The organism is Haladaptatus halobius, assembly GCF_020618475.1.
In the GTDB taxonomy this organism is placed as follows: domain Archaea; phylum Halobacteriota; class Halobacteria; order Halobacteriales; family Haladaptataceae; genus Haladaptatus; species Haladaptatus halobius.
In genome coordinates this window covers 1,081,671-1,099,231 of the sequence record NZ_CP085336.1, presented here as the reverse complement: position 1 = coordinate 1,099,231, position 17,561 = coordinate 1,081,671, and the positions used below count along the sequence as shown (strand labels likewise).

Here is a 17,561-nt window from a genome sequence, read left to right as displayed (position 1 = left end):
ATCACCCTCCGTTCTGCCGGTACTGTCCGCGACCTCGCGTCGTGTTCGCGGCGCGGTTGTTTCGGAAGTGCGTCGAGGAGAAGGTGACCTCCTGGCTGTCCTCGTCGATGACGACGCCGAACAGGTTGTTGGTCACCCACGAGTTCTCGACTGTGACGCGCGTGCCGTTCCAGACGGTGATTCCTTCCGTACTCCGAACCGTGGTGACCTTCCGAATCGTCACGTCAGATGCGTTCGTGACGTGGATGCCGCGGTTCCACCGCTCGACCCTGACGGAGTGGATGGTGACGTTGGAGACGCTCCGCTCGCTTCCGACGATAATGCCGGTCGTGTCGGTCACTCCTCGGCCCTGAATCTTGTGTCCCGAGCCGTTTATCGTCACGTCGCTCGCGTTGATTTCGAGACACCCGGACGCTAATCCGGCCGCACCGCCGAAATCCTTCGTCAGTACGTACGTCCCGGAATTGTTTATTTCTCTACAGTTCTCGATGGTGATCGCCTCGCCGGATTGTGAGCCGGGACGATCGTTCCCCGGCAAATCGGCGATATCGACGGCGAGAGTCAGTACCACGAGGAGGAGAAGCGGAGCGACGATGATGAGCTTTCGCCCCGCAGACGACGCGTCGATGGAGACCATTCGTAGTCCCAATTAAGCCGTGTGCTTAATAAATGTCGATGACTGGAATCCGTCGGCTCGAAGAGGTTTCGAGTCCGTTCGGCGAGCAGTGGCGTCCGCTCGCGTTTTACGCTCGGTTTCCGATGGCTCTGAGCCACCCGTCCGACGCGCCGATGAAGACGCGACTGCCGGCGACCGCCGGGGAGGAGTCCACGTACGGGCCGTCCTCGCGGTCGGCCTCGAAATCGATTGCCACGCTCCCTCCCCGTCGACGGTCACCGCCGAAACCCCGTTCGCACAGCCGACGTAGACAACGCCGTCTGCGACCGCCGGTGACGAGCGCGTGTCGGGTTCGATCTCCGCCGTCCAGCGTTCCGTACCGGTTTTCGCGTCGACCGCCTACAGGCGACCGCGGGTTACGCCCGAACCGGTGGCCGACATCGACCTTCCAGCGCTGCGTTCCGTCCGCGATGTCGACCGCGTAGAACGTCCGTCCCCACATTCCGGCGTAGAGAACGCCGTCGGAGACTGCCGGTGCCGACGAGATGTACCCCTCTGTTTCGAATCGCCACAGCGGGTCACCGGTGGTCGCGTCGACAGCGCAGATACCGCCTGGGTCGCCCGTCCGTGTGGCGTAGACGACGTTCTCCACGACGACCGGCGAACTGTTCATCGTCGGCGTCCCACCGTCGAACGTCCACTCGATATCGGCGGTTCGACCGGGGCCGCGAGCGGTCGAGGCGGCTCCGCTGTTTCGGTCATCGCATCCGAAACACGGCCACGAGTCGACGGTCTGCGCTCCAGGGGTCGAATCGTTCATTTTCAGTTCCGGTCGTCGCGGACTCGAACTCGTAATGCATCCTGCGAAGGCGCCAATGGCACCGAGCGTTGCGAGCGCCCTGCGACGCGTCCACCGTCGGGCGGCCGATTTTTCGCCACGCATGGTTGGACTATCAATTTATTCAGTGAAAAATAAATCGTAGACCCAAACGGTCGCTGTACCAATCGTTCGGCGAACGGATGGCCGCGCGTCGCGCTCTCTCCATCCCGCCGGGCGTCGCGTATTCGTATCTAAAATCGGTGAGTATGCGCGCTATGCATGGTAATGACCGCTTGAAACGGTGTTGATACCGAACGGACATAGCGGAAACCGCTTTTCGCGTCGCTATCGACAAAAATAGAAAAACCCCACACAGAGCATGCTCTGTGTGGGGTTGATGTCGTATGAATGGAGGCGGCGAATCGAATTTCCCAGAGGCTCGCGCACTCCAGTACTGATCGAAACGCAGGCAGGCTTAACTACCGTGTTCGGGATGGGTACGGGTGTGACCCTGCCGCTCTGGCCGCCTTAACGTCAACTCACGGAATCGAACCGTGACGCGGATACCAATCGTTGATGGTTCGTGTGACCATGTGTATGTGCAATCCAGTTTGCGCCTGGACTCACCGTCGGAGTCGACAGTGATTCCAAATGCGGTATGATTGTGTGGCGTTGACCGGTTAGTACTCGCGGGCTGAACACCTCGTTGCCTCGGTGCGTACACCCCGAGTCTATCGAACTCGTCTTCTACGAGTAGTCTCGGTGGTATCTCTTTTCCAGGTGGGTTTCGAGCTTAGATGCGTTCAGCTCTTACCCCGTGATGCGTGGCTGCCCAGCACGCGCCTTGTCAGACGACTGGTACACCAGTGGCATCCATTCGTAGTTCCTCTCGTACTATACGAACGTTCCCGTCAGATACCATAACACCCCCAATAGATAGCAGCCGACCTGTCTCACGACGGTCTAAACCCAGCTCACGACCTCCTTTAATAGGCGAACAACCTCACCCTTGCCCGCTTCTGCACGGGCAGGATGGAGGGAACCGACATCGAGGTAGCAAGCCACCGGGTCGATATGTGCTCTTGCCGGTGACGACTCTGTTATCCCTAAGGTAGCTTTTCTGTCATCAATCGCCCGCATCAAGCAGGCTGATTGGTTCGCTAGACCACGCTTTCGCGTCAGCGTCCTTCGTTATGTAGGACACTGTCAGACTTCCTTGTGCTCTTGCGCTCTTCTCCGAGTCTCCGACTCGGGTGAGGAAATCTTGGGGCGCGCTCGATATCTTTTCGAGCGCGTACCGCCCCAGTCAAACTGCCTGGCTACCGGTGTCCTCCGCCAGGAGTGAGGGTCGCAGTCACTACCGGGTAGTATTTCACGGATGCCTCGGCGGCCCGCTAGCGCGGGTGCCTGGGTGACGGCTCCTACCTATGCTGCACAGTAGCGACCACGTCCCAGCGACAGCCTGCAGTAAAGCTCTATAGGGTCTTCGCTTCCCCTTGGGGGTCTCCAGACTCCGCACTGGAACGTACAGTTCACCGGGCCCAACGTTGGGACAGCGACGCTCTCATTGATCCATTCATGCAAGCCGCTACTGAAGCGGCAAGGTACTACGCTACCTTAAGAGGGTCATAGTTACCCCCGCCGTTAACAGGTCCTTCGTCCCATTGTACTGGGTGTTCAGATACCTGCACTGGGCAGGATTCAGTGACCGTACGAGTCCTTGCGGATTTGCGGTCACCTATGTTGTTACTAGACAGTTGGAGCGTCCGAGTCACTGCGACCTGCCCTTCCACAGGGCAGGCATCCCTTATCGCGAACTTACGGGACTAATTTGCCGAATTCCCTAACGTCGGTTGCTCCCGACAGACCTTGGCTTTCACCGCCAGAGTACCTGTGTCGGATCTTGGTACGATCATCATGCTCGTCTTTTCACGGGCTCCGGGTACCACCGACTTGCGCTATCCCGCCGTTCATCCGCTTCCTGCCATTACGGCTTCCACGGATTTGGACGGTTCGACCGGGCGACTGCCCGGCTCGATGTTTCCTGAAGCGTCGACTTTGAGTGCACGATGGCACTGGAATATTAACCAGTTTCCCTGTTGTCTCGCTCGAATTGCGACGAGACTTAGGATCGGCTAACCCTCAGCTGATCAACATTGCTGAGGAACCCTTACTCGTAAGGTCGTCGAGGGTCTCACCCGACTAACGCTGCTACTATGGCCAGGATTTTCTAAACTGAGCGGTCCATACGAACTCTCGCCCGTACTTCCACCCGCACAGATTGCCAACCTACTGGATCACTCGATGATGAGTGCCGCCAGGTCTCGGTGATGAGCTTGAGCCCCGATCATTTTCGGCGCCGCAAACCTCGGCCGGTAAGCTGTTACGCTTTTCTTAGAGGGTAGCTGCTTCTAAGCTCACCTCCCGGCTGTTTAGGGCTTGCGACCACCTTCGATTGCACTTAGCTCGCACTTTGGGACCTTAACCCAGCTCTGGGTTGTCTCCCTCACGGTACACAGGCTTACCCCGCGCACCGGATTCCTCGCGTCGACGGCGTCCGTAGGTTCGGAGTTTGACAGGAAGGCCGACTCCTCTCGGAGGCGGGACTTCCAATCGGTCGCTCTACCCCACGAACTGCCTCAGCGAAGGTCATGCTTCGACATGTTTCGGTTGGAACCAGCTGTTGCCGGGTTCGATGGGCCTTTCACCCCTACACATAGGTCACGAGAGGGTATTGTAGGACACCAACTCTAGCAGGCCTCCACGTGGCTTTCGCCACGCTTCGCCTTGCCCATGCGTAGATCACCCGGTTTCGGGTCGTATCCGGTCGACTCCCCGCCCTTGAAGACGGTGACCCTCGCGCAAAGCGCTGCGGTCGTATTGGTTTCCCTGTGCCTGCCCCGATGCTCGGGTTAGGCTCGCCGATCAGATACACTCCCTGGCTCGTTTTTCAAAACGTACGACAGAACACCGGCTCCCAGCAAGTCCTACTGCGGGTTTGCACCCGGGTCGTTTGTTGCTGGGCCTTGTATGCCCTGTCGCTCCATCGCCACTTGATTTCAAGCCCTATTTCACCTCCCTTTTCGAGGTGCTTTTCAGCGTTCGCTCACGCTACTTGTTCGCTATCGGTCTCGAGTCGTGTTTAGTCTTCGCGGTCAATGCCCGCGATATTCACGAGGGATTTCCGACCCCCGCTACTCGGGAGCTGACGCACAACGTAGTAGTCTCTCATACGGGATTGTCACCCTGTTTCATGCTCCGTTCCAGAAGACTTCTGAGAGGCGTTTCGATGCTGAGAGTCAGTCCGCACACCACATTGCCCGTGAGGGCTTCGGTTTGGACTGTGTCGTGTTCACTCGCCGTTACTAGCGACATCGCGTTTGCTTTCTTTTCCTGCCGATACTGAGATGTTTCAGTTCTCGGCGTTCCCCATTGCGCGAAGCAATTGCGGTGGGGATTCCCATTCGGAGATCCTGAGTTCTTCGCCTCCGTGCGGCTCCCTCAGGCTTTTCGCAGCTTGGCACGTCCGTCGTCGGCGCTCGAGCCGAGCTATCCACCAAGTGGCACAGTAGCCACGTAATATTGGATTGGATTCACTGTATGACTCACGGATGTGAGTCCAGTGGACGCCTGGATTGCACGTACACACGGTCGTCATCGCACGTCCCGGTGGTCGCCAAGAGCGTGCGTCGAACCCTTCCCAACCGCGCTTTCGCGGGATGGTGCATCGGTTTTCTTCGGAATAGTTCGTTTCGGCCCCATACACTTAAGGGGAGCGATTCGAACTACCCGACGGAACGGCCTTCCTCGGGATTCGAACCCGAGCACTCTCCGAAACGGAGATGCTCACCACTGAGCGAAGGCTTCCCTCGTCAAGGGGAGAGTAGCCTTGGTAGTTCTAAGGTGCCTCGTCGGAATACGAGAATGCCTCGAAGGTGAAATGCCACCCCGTCAGCACGCTGCTGACAGGGAAGGGTGAGCCGGGCGCGTCGGCCCGGTCTCGATCGTTAGGAGGTGATCCAGCCGCAGATTCCCCTACGGCTACCTTGTTACGACTTAATCCCCCTTGCGAAGCCCAGATTCGACCATCGCCTGATGGCCTCATCCGGACCTCACTCGGGTGATTTGACGGGCGGTGTGTGCAAGGAGCAGGGACGTATTCACCGCGCTCTTCTGAAGCGCGATTACTACCGAATCCAGCTTCATGAGGGCGAGTTTCAGCCCTCAATCCGAACTACGACCGAGTTTCCGAGATTAGCGCCCCCTTTCGGGGTTGCAACCCATTGTCTCGGCCATTGTAGCCCGCGTGTAGCCCAGCACATTCGGGGCATGCTGACCTACCGTTGCCCGTTCCTTCCTCCGCTTTGGCAGCGGCAGTCTCCGTAATGTACCCAGCCACCACAAGGGTGCTGCTGGCAATTACGGACGCGGATCTCGCTCGTTGCCTGACTTAACAGGATGCCTCACGGTACGAGCTGACGGCGGCCATGCACCTCCTCTCAGTAGCTCTAGTAAGCTCATCAAACTGACCGTCACTGCTACTGTCGGTGCTGGTGAGATGTCCGGCGTTGAGTCCAATTAAACCGCAGGCTCCTCCGGTTGTAGTGCTCCCCCGCCAATTCCTTTAAGTTTCATCCTTGCGGACGTACTTCCCAGGCGGCTCGCTTCCGTCTTCACTGTGGCACAGCACAGGCTCGTAGCCTGTGCCACACCTAGCGAGCATCGTTTACAGCTAGGACTACCCGGGTATCTAATCCGGTTCGTGACCCTAGCTTTCGTCCCTCACCGTCGGGTCCGTTCTCCCAAGGTGCTTTCGCGATCGGTGGTCCGTCCAGGATTACAGGATTTCACTCCTACCCCAGACGTACCCCTTGGGTCTTCCGGCCCCAAGCCAGCGGGTTTCCGCCGGACGCCTGCTCGTTGAGCGAGCAGATTTCCCGACGGACCTGTCTGGCAGGCTACGGACGCTTTAGGCCCAATAATAGCGGCCATCACTTGAGCTGCCGGTATTACCGCGGCGGCTGGCACCGGTCTTGCCCAGCTCTTATTCGTGTACCACCTTACGATACACAAAAGCGAGGACTATATGCCCTCGCACTTGGAGTTCCCTTATCGCACTGGCGTGCAGTGTAAAGTTTTCGCGCCTGCTGCGCCCCGTAGGGCCCGGAATCTTGTCTCAGATTCCGTCTCCGGGCTCTTGCTCTCACAACCCGTACCGATTATCGGCACGGTGGGCCGTTACCCCACCGTCTACCTAATCGGCCGCAGCCACATCCTATAGCGCCGGAGCGTTTCCAGCTCTCCGTATTCCAACGTGAGAGCCTTATCCAGTATTAGCCTCAGTTTCCCGAGGTTATGTTGGTCTATAGGGTAGTTTGGCCACGTGTTACTGAGCTTTCCGCTACGAGTCTGAACTCGTACAACTAGCATGGCTAAATCGAACTCCAATAGCAATGGCCTCTGGCAGGATCAACCAGAATGCCGCTGGACGCAATGTCCAGCATTGTAGGCGGAGACACTCTCAAAGAGAGTGTATCACATATCACATAGTTCGAGACACCGCATCGGTATTCCGACAAGGTGTCACCGAACTACCAAGGCTAACATCAGATCCCATCGTGTACGGCTGACCGCAGGGGTGGAATCCTCATTTCCTGATGACCGTGACGGAGATGTCCGCCACCGTCCTTCACATTACTGCGAAGTTGTCGCCATCATATAAGGGCTTCGAATTCACCTGTATCGAGGTGAACCGAAACACCGGGCGACTTCGACATTCTATCCGAGTGGCCGGTTGAATTTAAGTACATCGAATCGGATCCGCTGTGATACGTTTCGGCAAGCCACACCGCGGTATCGCTCGATTGACGGTAGCTGTAGTTGACAGTATTTTCCGCATGCGGACGCAATTCTCGGTTACTCGATGTCAACCGCTCGTTTCTCACGGTTTCTGTGTACGCCCGTGGAGACGGCGATGCAGGATTCGCGTTCGAAAGAGAGACGACGGACGCCACGGACGCGAATCATAGTACCCCGGTTCGGCGGACTCCGGCGACGACGACCGAAGACGGGCGTCGGCGAGACGGCACGTCGAGCCGTCCGGTGTTTTGAGAATCTGGTCAGAATTCCTTTTTGAGTAGCAACGGTCGAATAGAGTGGGTCGAGTGACCTCGACCGCCGGAACGAACCGACCGGAGTTGGCATCCATGTCAAACACACTGCGCCGTGGTGGAAACGTGACGACGGAGCAGCCCATCGAAGAGACGCGGTACGGCCCGCCACAGCACTCGACGCGCGCGAGAGTACCCGAACAGGCGCTCTACGGCAACCCCCAACACGAGACGGACGTCGTGGTCAACGCCGACCTCCGAGAATCGCTCGACTACGAACTCGCTTGGAACGAACATCGTCACGAGCGCCGACGGCGACGCGAACGCCCGCGGTTAGTTTCGCCGTGCAACACCGAACAGTCCCACCCATGACAACCACGAAACCGAGAGACAGGTTCGACGACTTCGTCGAAACCTGCGACGAGTGCGGAACCGATACTCCACATCAGGTCGAGATTTCGATCCTGACAGAGAACGAGGCGAGCGACAACGCCGAGTTCTCGCGCGAACCGTATCGCGTCACCACCTGCCAGTGGTGCGGGGAGACGACCGCCATCCGGATGAACAACGCCTGATACTCATGGCACACGACACGTCCGCCGGGAGCGGCGTTCGCGTTCGACGACCGAGCGCGCCGTCGCAGAATCGCTGTCAAAAGTGCGGTGCGTTCGTCACGCCCCAGTTCGCCCGCGTGTTCGGGAACAACGTCGACGAGGTGTACGGTTGTTTCACCTGCCTCGAAAAGCGGGCGGTGCGCCGAGGTGCGGCCCGCGTCGGGCGCGAGTAGCGCCCTCAAAAGGTGAGCTGCTCGGAAGTCGGGGCATCCCGACTTCCACTGTTTCGGTGCTCAACTGGGGAGATAATCCGCGAAGAACTCCTGATCCTCTCGTTCGATTCCGAGCGTGTACAACACCGCCGCGAACGCGGCGAGGCCGAGGACACCTCCGACCGCACCCTGCACGAGCGCGGCAAGCGCGCCGGAGACGGGGCCGGTGAGGAAATACTTGCATCCATACATGGCGAGCGCCGACGCCACACCGGCGAAGACCGGCTTGACGTACTTTCTAGAGTAGGGGAACAACCCCTCCGTGTACCACACCTCGACGATTCGCAGGACGTTGACCGCCGCGATGACCGTGGCGCTGGCGACCGCGGCCCCGATGAGGCCGAACTGCTGGATGAACAGATAGTTGAGCGCGACGTTGAACGCGCCCAACACCCACTGGTTGACGAGCGTCAGATAGTGGTGGTCGGTCATCATCAGCACGTACCCGCTAGGACCGACGCTCGCGTTCGTGAGTTGGGCGACGACAAACAACAGCAACACCGCCTGTCCCTTGGTAAAACCGTCCCCGAAGAGCGTGAGCAGTTCGTTCGCGTAGACGATGGCACCGACCGCCGGAAACAGCGCCAGCGTGAACGACCATCGGGTCACCCGCCGGTAGAGCGATTCGAGGTCCCCCATCCGACCGTCGTTGTACATGCGCGAGGCGATGGGCGGGAACAGTTGGCTGAAGGCGCTCAGCGGAAGGATGAGCAGTCCGGCCAGCACGGTAGCGCTCCTGTAGATACCGGCGGCGTCCGGACTCGCGATGTACGCCCCCAAGAAGCCGACCATTAGGATATCGACGCGGTTCGAGAGGACGTACCCGGCCTGATTGAGCGTCAGCGGAAGCGAGAAGTCGTAGAATTCGACGACCTCCGACCGAGACGCGCGGAACGACGGTCGGAGGTCGGTTCTCGTCAGCACCAGCCAGACGGCCGCGACGAATACGAAAACGGTAGCGACGACCGTCGCGGCTATCACGCCGAAGATTCGGTATCCGAGCAACAGCGCGATTCCGACCGCGGCGAGACGGGTGACCGGAAGCAGGACGTTCATGATAAAAACCTGATATTCCGGCAGTTCGAGGCCCTTGAAGACGCTCTTGATGCAGTTCGTGAGCGTGTTCAACGGAAGAACGAACGCCAGCACTCGAAGGACGTCGGTGAGATAGGGACGGAAGGCCTCGTCGGCGAACTGCGTCACGACCGGCGCGGCGACGTAGAGAACCACGGCGACGACGACGCCCGCGACCAGCGAGGTGAGATAGGCGAGGCCGAGCATCCGGCGTCGCTTTCTCGGGGCGTCCTCGTACTGGGGAACGAACTTCAGGATCGATTGGTCAGTTCCAAGATTGGTCAACACCTCCACGAACTGTAGGAGGATGAAGCTGAACGAGTAGACGCTGAACAGCACCCCTCCGAGTCCGCGCGCCAACACGAGAGTGATGAGGAATCGAAGGCCGTTGTCGAGACCTTTTCCGGCCATGAAGAACGACGCGCCGCGAGAGAGCGACCGGAGCGGCGAGTACGAATCTGACGATTGGTCAGCCATTGACGTGAGGAGACGATTGTGGACTACCGGGGATTATCTCTTCCGTTTCCGCGTCGCGGATTTCGTTTTCGCGCCGCGGGAGTAGACGGCGAGTGCCCTCCGCGAAGCGCGAAGCGGTCGATCACAGGTAGCCCAGTTCCTCCAAGCGCGACTCCGTCGTCGAATCGATCTCCTCGGCGGTGCTGGGGGAGGTGTCCCGCGCCGACTCCTTCGCGTCCGCTATCGGATCGTCGAAGAACGCCGATTCGACGGCCGGCGTCCCTTCGGTCGTCTCGACCCGCCGCTGCCACGACGGGCGGTCGGAGTCGAGTTCGTACTCGATGCGGGTGCCGAGCGAGTCCCAGACGGTTTTGGTCGTCCCGTCGTACGCGCACCGAATCGCTCGATCCCAGTATTCGTAGTCGGACGGCGGCTCCGGGCCCGCGCTCATCCCGACGAGTTCCGCTGGAAGCCGGTCGCGTTCCACGTCGGGCGTTCGCCCGTCCGCCAGCCCGACGACTAGATCGCCGAGCGTGAGCTGCGAAACGTAGCCCGTCTCGCGGCTGTTGTAGCCCTCCGGCGGGTTGATGATACACAGCGGGACGTGGAGCAGGCCTTCCGAAAGGCTGCTCTTGTGGTTCGCCACGAAGTCGTCCGCCTCCTCAGCGTGGTTCTCGCCGTGGTCGGAGGTGACGATTATCGTCGTCTCGCGCTCCGACCGTTCGAGCACGTCCGTCACGAACGACGCGACGACGCGGTCGAGATACTCGATGGTCGCCCCGTACACCTCCTTTCGGGTGCGCCAGTAGTCGTCGTGCCGCCCCGATTCGTCCATCAGTTCCCAGACGCCGTACCGGCTCGACGTCCACGAGTTCGGAACGCGCTGGAGGGAGGAGTCGAACGCGAGACAGGGCTGGAGTGGGGTGTGCGCGTCCATCAGGTTGCAGAAGCCGAAGTACGGACGGTCGGTTCCGTCGATGTGGCGTTTCGCGGCGCGGAGCACCGCCGACGCCCCGTCGTCGACGCCTTTCGGCACCGGGCCGGTTTTCGTCAGCTCGTGGAGGTAGCCGAGTGTGGTGTTCTTCAGACTCCGGACGGGGTACTCATGCGTCAGCGCCGCTCGCAGGTACTCGACGTACTTCTCCGGACCGCTCGTGTCGACGCGCCGGCTCACCTCCCGGAGGCTCGTCGCTTCGGGATAGCGGTGTTTGGGTTCGACGGGGGAGAACTCGTCGAACCAGGAGTCGAAGCCGTAATCCGGATTGACGAAGGCGTTCGCGCTCGCGCCGAACGTGGAGTAGCCGTCAAGGTCGTCGAGAAACGTCTCCTCCCGGTCGATGGTGTCAAATCGCCGATTGTGGGTGTGAACGCCGTGTTTCGAGGGTAACTCCCCGGTGAACATGCTCGCGTGGCTCGGGACGGTCCACGAACTGGCGGCGCGACACTGGGTGAACGAAACATCCGCGAGCCGCTGGAGTCGTTTCGCGTAGTCGGAGAAGAAGTCCGCACGAACCGTATCGAGACACACGACGAGGACGTTACGACGCCCCGTCTCGTCGGTATCGTCTGCTGCGAGAGCCATTGCTACCCTGATTGTGGATGGAAGGTAAAACGGTGTCGGCCAAAAATTATGAATCGATACCGTTAGCTGAACGTCGGCGCGGTAACATGCCCCCCTCGGGCGTCGCCCTCACACGAAGAAATCCGGAAGAATCGCACTCGGCGATGGTTCGGCGGCGGTGAACTACGCGGTGTTCACCACCCCACCGTCCACGACGAGCGATTCGCCGGTGACGTAGCTGGAGCGGTCGCTCGCCAGGAACAACGCGGCCTCCGCGACGTCGTCCGGCGTCAGTGTTTCTGCGGCGCTCTCGAATCGTCCGCGGTCACGCCGACCGTTCGAGTCGGTCGAACGAGTCAAGGAAGACGACGATGGAAACCGCGTGGATGGGAGCGACGACCGCGGAACTCACGAACGCTCCGACGACGGGAATACTCCCGAGAATCCATGCCGAGAGGCCGACGGCGAGGACGAGACCGAACACCGTGACGCCCTCACCCGCGGTGAGTCGCGAACTCCGACCGACCGCGGTTCGAATATCCGCACCGGCGACGACGAGCGCCGGAGCGACGAACAACCGAACGAACGTCGCGAGGAGGCCGACGAGGGTGACGAACCCGAGGCCGTCGACCGCGCCGAGGAGGCGAAAAGCCGCCTGCACGACGGCCACGAATCCCAGATACGTGAGCAATCGCTCCATCGTCCGTTCCGCCTCGAACGCTCGCGCCAACGTGAACCACCCGGCTATACCGACCGCGAGGAACACGACGAGTTCGAGGCCGACCGCCCAGAGGAAGTATGGGAGTTTCAGGTTCACGAGCGCCGCGACCGGGAGCCCCGTCGTCTCCGAACCGGTCGGATAGAGGGAGAACTGAACTCTCACCATCGTCTCGCCGAGACCGTCGGAGACTCGCGTCGGAACCGCGTCGGTGAGCCGTAACCGACCGACGACGCTGAGGACGACGCCCGCCACGGCGAACGGCACGACGAGTTCGGGGTCGCGACCGAGGCGATCGATCGCCTCGCGGAGAATCCCGGTCGTGGTTCGATGCATACCGGAACGAGCGTCGAACGCCGGGAACCGCGCGTCGTCGCTCATCGTTTCTCCTCCAGCGCGATGACGCGACCGTGGGAGACGACATACAGCACGCCGTCACCGATAGCGGGGAGAGACGCCGGGCCCGTTTCGAACCGCCACCGAACCGTCCCGGTCGCCGCGTCGAGCGCGACGATGTGAGCAGTGTCGGAAGCCGTACCGGGAACGACCGCATAGACGGTGCGTCCGACGGTAACGGGGGGAACGGCGCCCGGAGAACCGAAGAAATCGAAACTCGGGTCGCGGGTCGGGCCGTGCCACCGCTCGACGCCGAACTCGTAGTCGAAGAGACGACGCCCGCCGCCCGCGTTGAGACCGTAAACGCCGGTCGGGGCGGTTACGGCCAACGTGTCCGTCTCGTACGCTCTCGCATCTGCTCGCGCCGGACTCGACTGGTACGACCCCTCGTGGGAGAAACACGGGGACCCCGTCGCCGCGTCGAGGGCGGTCAGTCCTTGGCCGGTCGCGTAGAGGGTGTCACCGAGGAGGATCGGCGAGGCGACGCCGCCCGAGAACCGCTCTGGCTCGCGTCGCCACTTCACTCGGACGGACCGTTTCGGCCCGGCGGTGTCCGGATTGTAGCCGGTTCCGGCCGGGTCGTAGCGCGCCATCGGCCAGTCGGGGCCGGCGTCGCGTTCGTCGGTGTCCGCGACGCCGATACCCGACCGGCCGGCGAGAGCGGTACAGGAGCCGACGACGGCGACGCCGAGGCCGGAGAGGGCGGTTCTGCGGGAGATGACGGGAACCATCTCCCCCGATTCTTCCCTGCCGGTGGTAAATACTTCTCGGAACTCAATCACCGCGCACGACGACCGTACCGCCTTCTCCGACCGCGACCGCCCGACGAGCGCCGACCGCGACCCCTCGAAGCGGCCCGCTTGCGGGCGTCGGGATACGCTCCCAGTCGGCGGTCGCGCCCGCGCGCTGGTAGATGATTCCGGCGTCGCCGCACGCGACGGTCCGACCGTCTTCCCGCGCGAGCGCCCGGAGCGCCTCGTCACCGAGTCGAATCGGCGTCCAGTTTCCGTCGTCGTACCGGTGGATGACGCCGTCGTCGGCGGTTACGGCGCAGTCGCCGCGCGACGTCGAGGCGACGTCGGTGAATGTTCCGTCCGCGCTCTCGACGCCGATCCGTCGGAACGACTCGCCGCCGTCTTCCGTCTCGAACGCGGAGTTGTTCGTATCACAGAGGTAGCCGACCGACGTATCGACGAGTGTCGCGGCGCAGAGGCTCGACCCACTTCCGGGTTTTACGGGGTCGTCCCACGCGATATCGCCGTTCCGATGACGACCGCATAAGACCTGTCCGGAGCCGTTGACGAGGAGTATCGTCTCATCACCCTCCGACCCCGCGACGGCGATATCGGCCCAGTTGTCGGTGATGCCGGACGGCGCGGAGTGGTCGACGTGCCGACCCGTCTCCGGGTTCAGCCAACCCAGCGCACCGCCGTCGCCGGCGAACCAGACGGCATTTCCGTCGGTCGTCACGTCGGCACCGCGTAGGTCGTTCGCATCCGCGCTCGACCCGTCCGGAAGTGCGACGCGCCACTCGCATTCGGGCGCGTCCGCGAGAACGATTCCATCTTGGCCGACGGCGTACGCGCCGTCGGCGGTGACGACGGCGTCGAACAGCGTCGCGTCCGTCGGGGTGTCGGTCGCCGTCCAACTCGCCGAGTCTTCGTCCGGTTCTGCGGGCGATTCGCCCGACTCCGCCGCCGGTTCGTCGACGGAACTGACGCCGGCGTCAGTTCCGCCGGATTCGGTTCCGCCCGAATCGACGCCGCCGAACTCGCTTCCGGAGAAGTAGAGCGCGATCGGCGGGACGACGTAGACGGCAACCGCGACGACCGCGAATCCGTTGTGCACGAACGTCAACATCCCGAACGCGGTCAACGCCGCCGTCGCCAGCGCGTGCAGCCACGTCTTCGTGTAGCGCCGGTAGAATGCGACGAACCCGCGCCGGGGGCGAGCGGAGTGTTCCATCGAGAGGTCGTACTCGCGCGAAACGGAAATGACCTTTCGCCCGAGGGTAACGGATCGGAGGGTGCCTTCGGCGACGAGAGGTTATTCCGGAGAGAAAATACTCACTATTGACATCCGACATTCGAGTATGAACGTCTCCAGACGGCGACTTCTCGCCCTCGCCGCCGGCAGCGGAACGGCCTTGAGTGGCTGTCTCCTCTGGGACACCCACGACGATAGCGAACTGGCGTTTCACTTCGAGTCGGTCGCACCATCGAACTTGGGAGCGGAATTTCTGTACACGAACGGCGAGTGGACGCCGACGCAGCGGCGGCTCGTCGCTTCGGGCGTGCCGAACGGGACGACGGCGTACAGGCACGAACCGTTCGTGGACGGCGAGTTCGTGCGAGTGAACGGGACGTACTACTCGGTCGCGTCTACCGAAAACGGTACCAGAACCGTCACCAGACCGGTACTCCGCGCAGAACCCGTGTCGAGCGCGAACGGCGAGCGCGGCGATTTCTCGGGGCTCTCGCCCGACGACCAACGATTGCTGAAGTGCGCCATCGCGTCCGCGGACAGAAAAGGGCCGACCCCTTGCGTCGTCCACGCGAGAACCGAGAGCAAGTTCTGGCCGAACCCACCCTTCGAGTACCTCCGTCACAACGACGAGGACTACCGTCTCGTCGCCTCCGAGCGAAACGTCACGTTCCCCCGATACGACTTCACCTTCGAATCGGTCGCGCGAAATCGTTTCGCATTCGCCGAGTTCGCCGCCCGAGAGCTGGTCGCCGTCGATTACGACGCGAGAGACCTGACCGAAAAGCAACGGAGCATCCTCCGAACGGCGGCCCGCGAGGGAGCCCACCGAGAATCACCCCCACCGTACTCCAACTCACTTCTCGTCCTCGTCCGGGGGTTCGAGGCGTCGGCGGACGATTTCCGCGATTACCTCCGCTTCGAGGAGGCGTACTATCTCGCGTGGACGACTCGCTCCTACGACGATTGACGCTCGGCTATGAGCGGTCTTCCATCGCGTCGGAGTCCCGTTCCCCGTCCCGTCAATCGAAGTCGTCCGGGTCGAACCGATACTCTCCCTCGGTGTGGGTCGGGGTGGGTCGCCCGAGACGAACCTCGGAAACGAAAAATCGGAGGAGGACGACGATTCCGACGAACGCCGGTAACACCGTGAAGAACGGAATCGTCGCGTTGAGCCAGCGAACTAGCTCTAGCACCCCGGGCAGCGCCATTAGGATTCCCATATGCACTATGTGATGACGGCACATACTTTAGTTTTTCTGTGACACCGTCGAGTGCTGATTTTTCCGAGCGCTGCCGCGAGTGCGTCGTCCGTGGCGAGAAAATCGAAGCCCCCTCGAAAGGGCGTCGAGACGGCCACGCCGCCGACGGAGTTCCATCATGAGGTCTCGTCGAAGTCGCAAGCGGTGAAGAAAGAACGTCTACATCTCACGCGGTGGGCGGGCCTTCCTCGATCGAGTCGTTCCACAAGGTCTATGGTCGGATACGGTGATTCCGGATTCGTGCCGGGAGCACGCATTTCGAGCGGCGAGCGAGTCACGCTCCGGACGGTCGAGCGCGAAGAGATCCCGTTCCTCCAGCGCGCGTTCGCCAACCCCGAGATTCGCTATCCGATTGGCAACCCACTTCAGAACCGGGAGCAGATCGACGTTCCGACCGGGGATGGGAGCGGTGACCAGTTTCTCGTTTGTCTCGACGGAGACGACGCCGCTCCCGACCGGCCCGACGAAGACGTGAGGCGGCTCGGCGCGGTGTACGTGGACGACGCCGACTGGCGTCGTCCGGAACTCGGCTACTGGCTCGTCCCAAAGATTCACGGGGAAGGCTACGGCACGGAGGTCGTCTCGCTCGTCGTCGATTACGTCTTCCGGGTGTACGACCATCCTGCCGTGGGCGCGGAGGCCTTCGACTTCAACGACGCATCCCGCGGGCTGCTGGAGTCGCTCGGGTTCGCGGAGGAAGGGCGCATCCGCAAGGATCGGTTCATCGACGGCGAGTACCGCGACATGATCCAGTACGGACTCCGCCGTCGAGAGTGGCGCGAACGGGGCCGAGCGTAACTCTTGCAATCCGTCGACGCTTCGTGACCGTTTGGTTCGCACCGCGGATTTGACGTTCACAGCCGATTCGTCCAAGTGCAGAGCGTGAATTCAGCGAATGGTATCGGGGATTCGGTCGATGACGTCGGTGGCGACGAGACCATTACCGCGTTCGGCCATCGCGAGTTCACCCGCCTTCCCGACGATCCACGCGCCGAGGCGGCCGAACTCGGCGCGGTTCAGGCCTTGGCTGAGCAGGGCGGCGACCACCCCCGTCAGCGTGTCCCCCGTTCCGGCGACTGTCAGCGCCGGCGTGCCGGTCTCGTTGGTCGTCCGGTCTCCGTCGACGATGATGGTATCGACGTCGCCGGTCGTCGCGACGATAGCTCCCGTCGACTCGGAGAACGTCTCCAGCGACCCGTACTCTTCGACGATGGCCTCCTCCTCCGCATCGTCGGGTATGAAGACCGTGTTCGAGAGATCACCGCTCAGCGCCGGTTCGATGGCGACCGCATCGACGACGACCGGCAGATCGACCTTCGCGAGTGTCTCTCGAACCGCAGTCCGTTCGACCGAGTGAGACCGGGGCCGACGACGAGTGCGTCGGACAACTGTCAGAGTTCGACCGCTCGGTCGACCGCTTCCTCGGTGAACCCTTCGCCGGGATACCGACCGACGAGCAGGTTCGGCGAGTGGCTAGCGACGATGGGGTGAATCTCCGTCGGCGCGAGCGCCCGGACGTGATCCGACCCCGTCCGGAGGGCGGCCAACCCGGTGAGCGCCGGTTGGCCGGTGAACTCGACGCTTCCAGCGATGACGCCGACCGTTCCGCTTTGCCCGCCAGCTTCGTCCAAATGGTTCGGTAGGGTCCGCAGAAGACGATCTATGGTGGTTCGTCGTTCGAGGGTGACCCGGTTAATTCTACTGTCCGATTCGCACCACGAATTTAACATCAAACCCTG

The 17,561-nt window shown here is 61.6% G+C and carries 14 protein-coding genes, 3 rRNA genes and 2 pseudogenes; 6 read left to right on the top strand and 13 right to left on the bottom strand.

Translation table 11 applies throughout. The features are described 5' to 3' along the window. Position 1: 1 nt before the first annotated feature. From LIW51_RS22475 to LIW51_RS22450, 5 genes are all read right to left on the bottom strand, one after another. A complete protein-coding gene (locus LIW51_RS22475) occupies positions 2-637 on the bottom strand; it encodes a right-handed parallel beta-helix repeat-containing protein (RefSeq protein WP_227377313.1) in 636 nt (211 codons plus the stop codon). Positions 638-743: 106 nt separating this feature from the next. Further along, positions 744-1,559, bottom strand: coding sequence for an outer membrane protein assembly factor BamB family protein (locus tag LIW51_RS40485; RefSeq protein ID WP_255767527.1), 816 nt, complete (start codon positions 1,557-1,559; stop codon positions 744-746). A gap of 286 nt (positions 1,560-1,845) precedes the next feature. Next, positions 1,846-1,967, bottom strand: a 5S ribosomal RNA gene (gene rrf, locus LIW51_RS22460). Between the two features lie 130 nt (positions 1,968-2,097). Continuing rightward, positions 2,098-5,017 (bottom strand): 23S ribosomal RNA (locus LIW51_RS22455). A gap of 428 nt (positions 5,018-5,445) precedes the next feature. Beyond that, positions 5,446-6,916, bottom strand: a 16S ribosomal RNA gene (locus tag LIW51_RS22450). The 16S, 23S and 5S rRNA genes sit together here, the layout of an rRNA operon. 472 nt (positions 6,917-7,388) lie before the next feature. Here LIW51_RS22450 and LIW51_RS22445 point away from each other — a divergent pair. The 4 genes from LIW51_RS22445 to LIW51_RS22430 all read left to right on the top strand — a co-directional run bounded on the left by LIW51_RS22445 (position 7,389) and on the right by LIW51_RS22430 (position 8,333). Next, positions 7,389-7,547: a hypothetical protein gene (locus tag LIW51_RS22445; protein ID WP_227377312.1), complete on the top strand. Its 159-nt coding sequence runs from the start codon at positions 7,389-7,391 to the stop codon at positions 7,545-7,547. A gap of 95 nt (positions 7,548-7,642) precedes the next feature. Then, the gene (locus tag LIW51_RS22440; protein WP_227377311.1) at positions 7,643-7,918 is read left to right on the top strand and encodes a hypothetical protein; all 276 of its coding nucleotides are present in this window, start codon (positions 7,643-7,645) and stop codon (positions 7,916-7,918) included. Beyond that, complete coding sequence (locus LIW51_RS22435) at positions 7,915-8,121, top strand: DUF7835 family putative zinc beta-ribbon protein (RefSeq protein WP_227377310.1); 207 nt, start codon at positions 7,915-7,917, stop codon at positions 8,119-8,121. The genes LIW51_RS22440 and LIW51_RS22435 overlap by 4 nt, the downstream gene beginning before the upstream one ends. A gap of 5 nt (positions 8,122-8,126) precedes the next feature. Beyond that, positions 8,127-8,333 (top strand): DUF7563 family protein, encoded by a 207-nt coding sequence (locus tag LIW51_RS22430; protein WP_227377309.1) that lies wholly within the window; start codon positions 8,127-8,129, stop codon positions 8,331-8,333. 60 nt (positions 8,334-8,393) lie between these two features. Here the strand turns inward: LIW51_RS22430 and LIW51_RS22425 are convergent, their stop codons facing one another. The 6 genes and pseudogenes from LIW51_RS22425 to LIW51_RS22400 all read right to left on the bottom strand — a co-directional run bounded on the left by LIW51_RS22425 (position 8,394) and on the right by LIW51_RS22400 (position 14,542). After that, positions 8,394-9,923: an oligosaccharide flippase family protein gene (locus LIW51_RS22425; protein WP_227377308.1), complete on the bottom strand. Its 1,530-nt coding sequence runs from the start codon at positions 9,921-9,923 to the stop codon at positions 8,394-8,396. 121 nt (positions 9,924-10,044) lie between these two features. Continuing rightward, positions 10,045-11,484, bottom strand: a complete 1,440-nt coding sequence (locus LIW51_RS22420; RefSeq protein ID WP_227377307.1) for a sulfatase-like hydrolase/transferase — start codon at positions 11,482-11,484, stop codon at positions 10,045-10,047. 162 nt (positions 11,485-11,646) lie between these two features. Beyond that, positions 11,647-11,751: pseudogene (locus LIW51_RS22415) on the bottom strand (SDR family oxidoreductase); the annotation flags it as partial. 37 nt (positions 11,752-11,788) lie between these two features. After that, on the bottom strand, positions 11,789-12,562 hold the full coding sequence (locus LIW51_RS22410; protein ID WP_227377306.1) for a hypothetical protein: 774 nt from the start codon (positions 12,560-12,562) through the stop codon (positions 11,789-11,791). Then, entirely contained in the window at positions 12,559-13,359 is an 801-nt protein-coding gene (locus tag LIW51_RS22405) for an outer membrane protein assembly factor BamB family protein (protein WP_227377305.1), read from the bottom strand. The genes LIW51_RS22410 and LIW51_RS22405 overlap by 4 nt, the downstream gene beginning before the upstream one ends. After that, positions 13,352-14,542 (bottom strand): sialidase family protein, encoded by a 1,191-nt coding sequence (locus LIW51_RS22400; RefSeq protein ID WP_227377304.1) that lies wholly within the window; start codon positions 14,540-14,542, stop codon positions 13,352-13,354. Before LIW51_RS22400 ends, LIW51_RS22405 begins: the two co-directional genes overlap by 8 nt. Before the next feature lie 127 nt (positions 14,543-14,669). Here LIW51_RS22400 and LIW51_RS22395 point away from each other — a divergent pair, with 127 nt between their 5' ends. Continuing rightward, positions 14,670-15,530, top strand: coding sequence for a hypothetical protein (locus tag LIW51_RS22395; protein WP_227377303.1), 861 nt, complete (start codon positions 14,670-14,672; stop codon positions 15,528-15,530). A 52-nt stretch (positions 15,531-15,582) separates the two neighbouring features. Here the strand turns inward: LIW51_RS22395 and LIW51_RS22390 are convergent, their stop codons facing one another. Then, a complete protein-coding gene (locus tag LIW51_RS22390) occupies positions 15,583-15,771 on the bottom strand; it encodes a hypothetical protein (RefSeq protein WP_227377302.1) in 189 nt (62 codons plus the stop codon). A gap of 291 nt (positions 15,772-16,062) precedes the next feature. Here LIW51_RS22390 and LIW51_RS22385 point away from each other — a divergent pair, with 291 nt between their 5' ends. Continuing rightward, positions 16,063-16,620 (top strand): GNAT family N-acetyltransferase, encoded by a 558-nt coding sequence (locus LIW51_RS22385; protein WP_227377300.1) that lies wholly within the window; start codon positions 16,063-16,065, stop codon positions 16,618-16,620. Positions 16,621-16,710: 90 nt separating this feature from the next. Here LIW51_RS22385 and LIW51_RS39405 read toward each other — a convergent pair. Then, a pseudogene (locus LIW51_RS39405) lies at positions 16,711-17,486 on the bottom strand (NAD(P)H-hydrate dehydratase). Positions 17,487-17,561: the final 75 nt, after the last annotated feature.

Coding starts and splice junctions, on each gene's coding strand:
- LIW51_RS22425 (WP_227377308.1), bottom strand. CDS start 9,923: ATGGCTGACCAATCGTCAGATTCGTACTCGCCGCTCCGGTCGCTCTCT.
- LIW51_RS40485 (WP_255767527.1), bottom strand. CDS start 1,559: ATGCGTGGCGAAAAATCGGCCGCCCGACGGTGGACGCGTCGCAGGGCG.
- LIW51_RS22435 (WP_227377310.1), top strand. CDS start 7,915: ATGACAACCACGAAACCGAGAGACAGGTTCGACGACTTCGTCGAAACC.
- LIW51_RS22430 (WP_227377309.1), top strand. CDS start 8,127: ATGGCACACGACACGTCCGCCGGGAGCGGCGTTCGCGTTCGACGACCG.
- LIW51_RS22440 (WP_227377311.1), top strand. CDS start 7,643: ATGTCAAACACACTGCGCCGTGGTGGAAACGTGACGACGGAGCAGCCC.
- LIW51_RS22400 (WP_227377304.1), bottom strand. CDS start 14,542: ATGGAACACTCCGCTCGCCCCCGGCGCGGGTTCGTCGCATTCTACCGG.
- LIW51_RS22420 (WP_227377307.1), bottom strand. CDS start 11,484: ATGGCTCTCGCAGCAGACGATACCGACGAGACGGGGCGTCGTAACGTC.
- LIW51_RS22395 (WP_227377303.1), top strand. CDS start 14,670: ATGAACGTCTCCAGACGGCGACTTCTCGCCCTCGCCGCCGGCAGCGGA.
- LIW51_RS22390 (WP_227377302.1), bottom strand. CDS start 15,771: ATGGCGCTGCCCGGGGTGCTAGAGCTAGTTCGCTGGCTCAACGCGACG.
- LIW51_RS22410 (WP_227377306.1), bottom strand. CDS start 12,562: ATGAGCGACGACGCGCGGTTCCCGGCGTTCGACGCTCGTTCCGGTATG.
- LIW51_RS22475 (WP_227377313.1), bottom strand. CDS start 637: ATGGTCTCCATCGACGCGTCGTCTGCGGGGCGAAAGCTCATCATCGTC.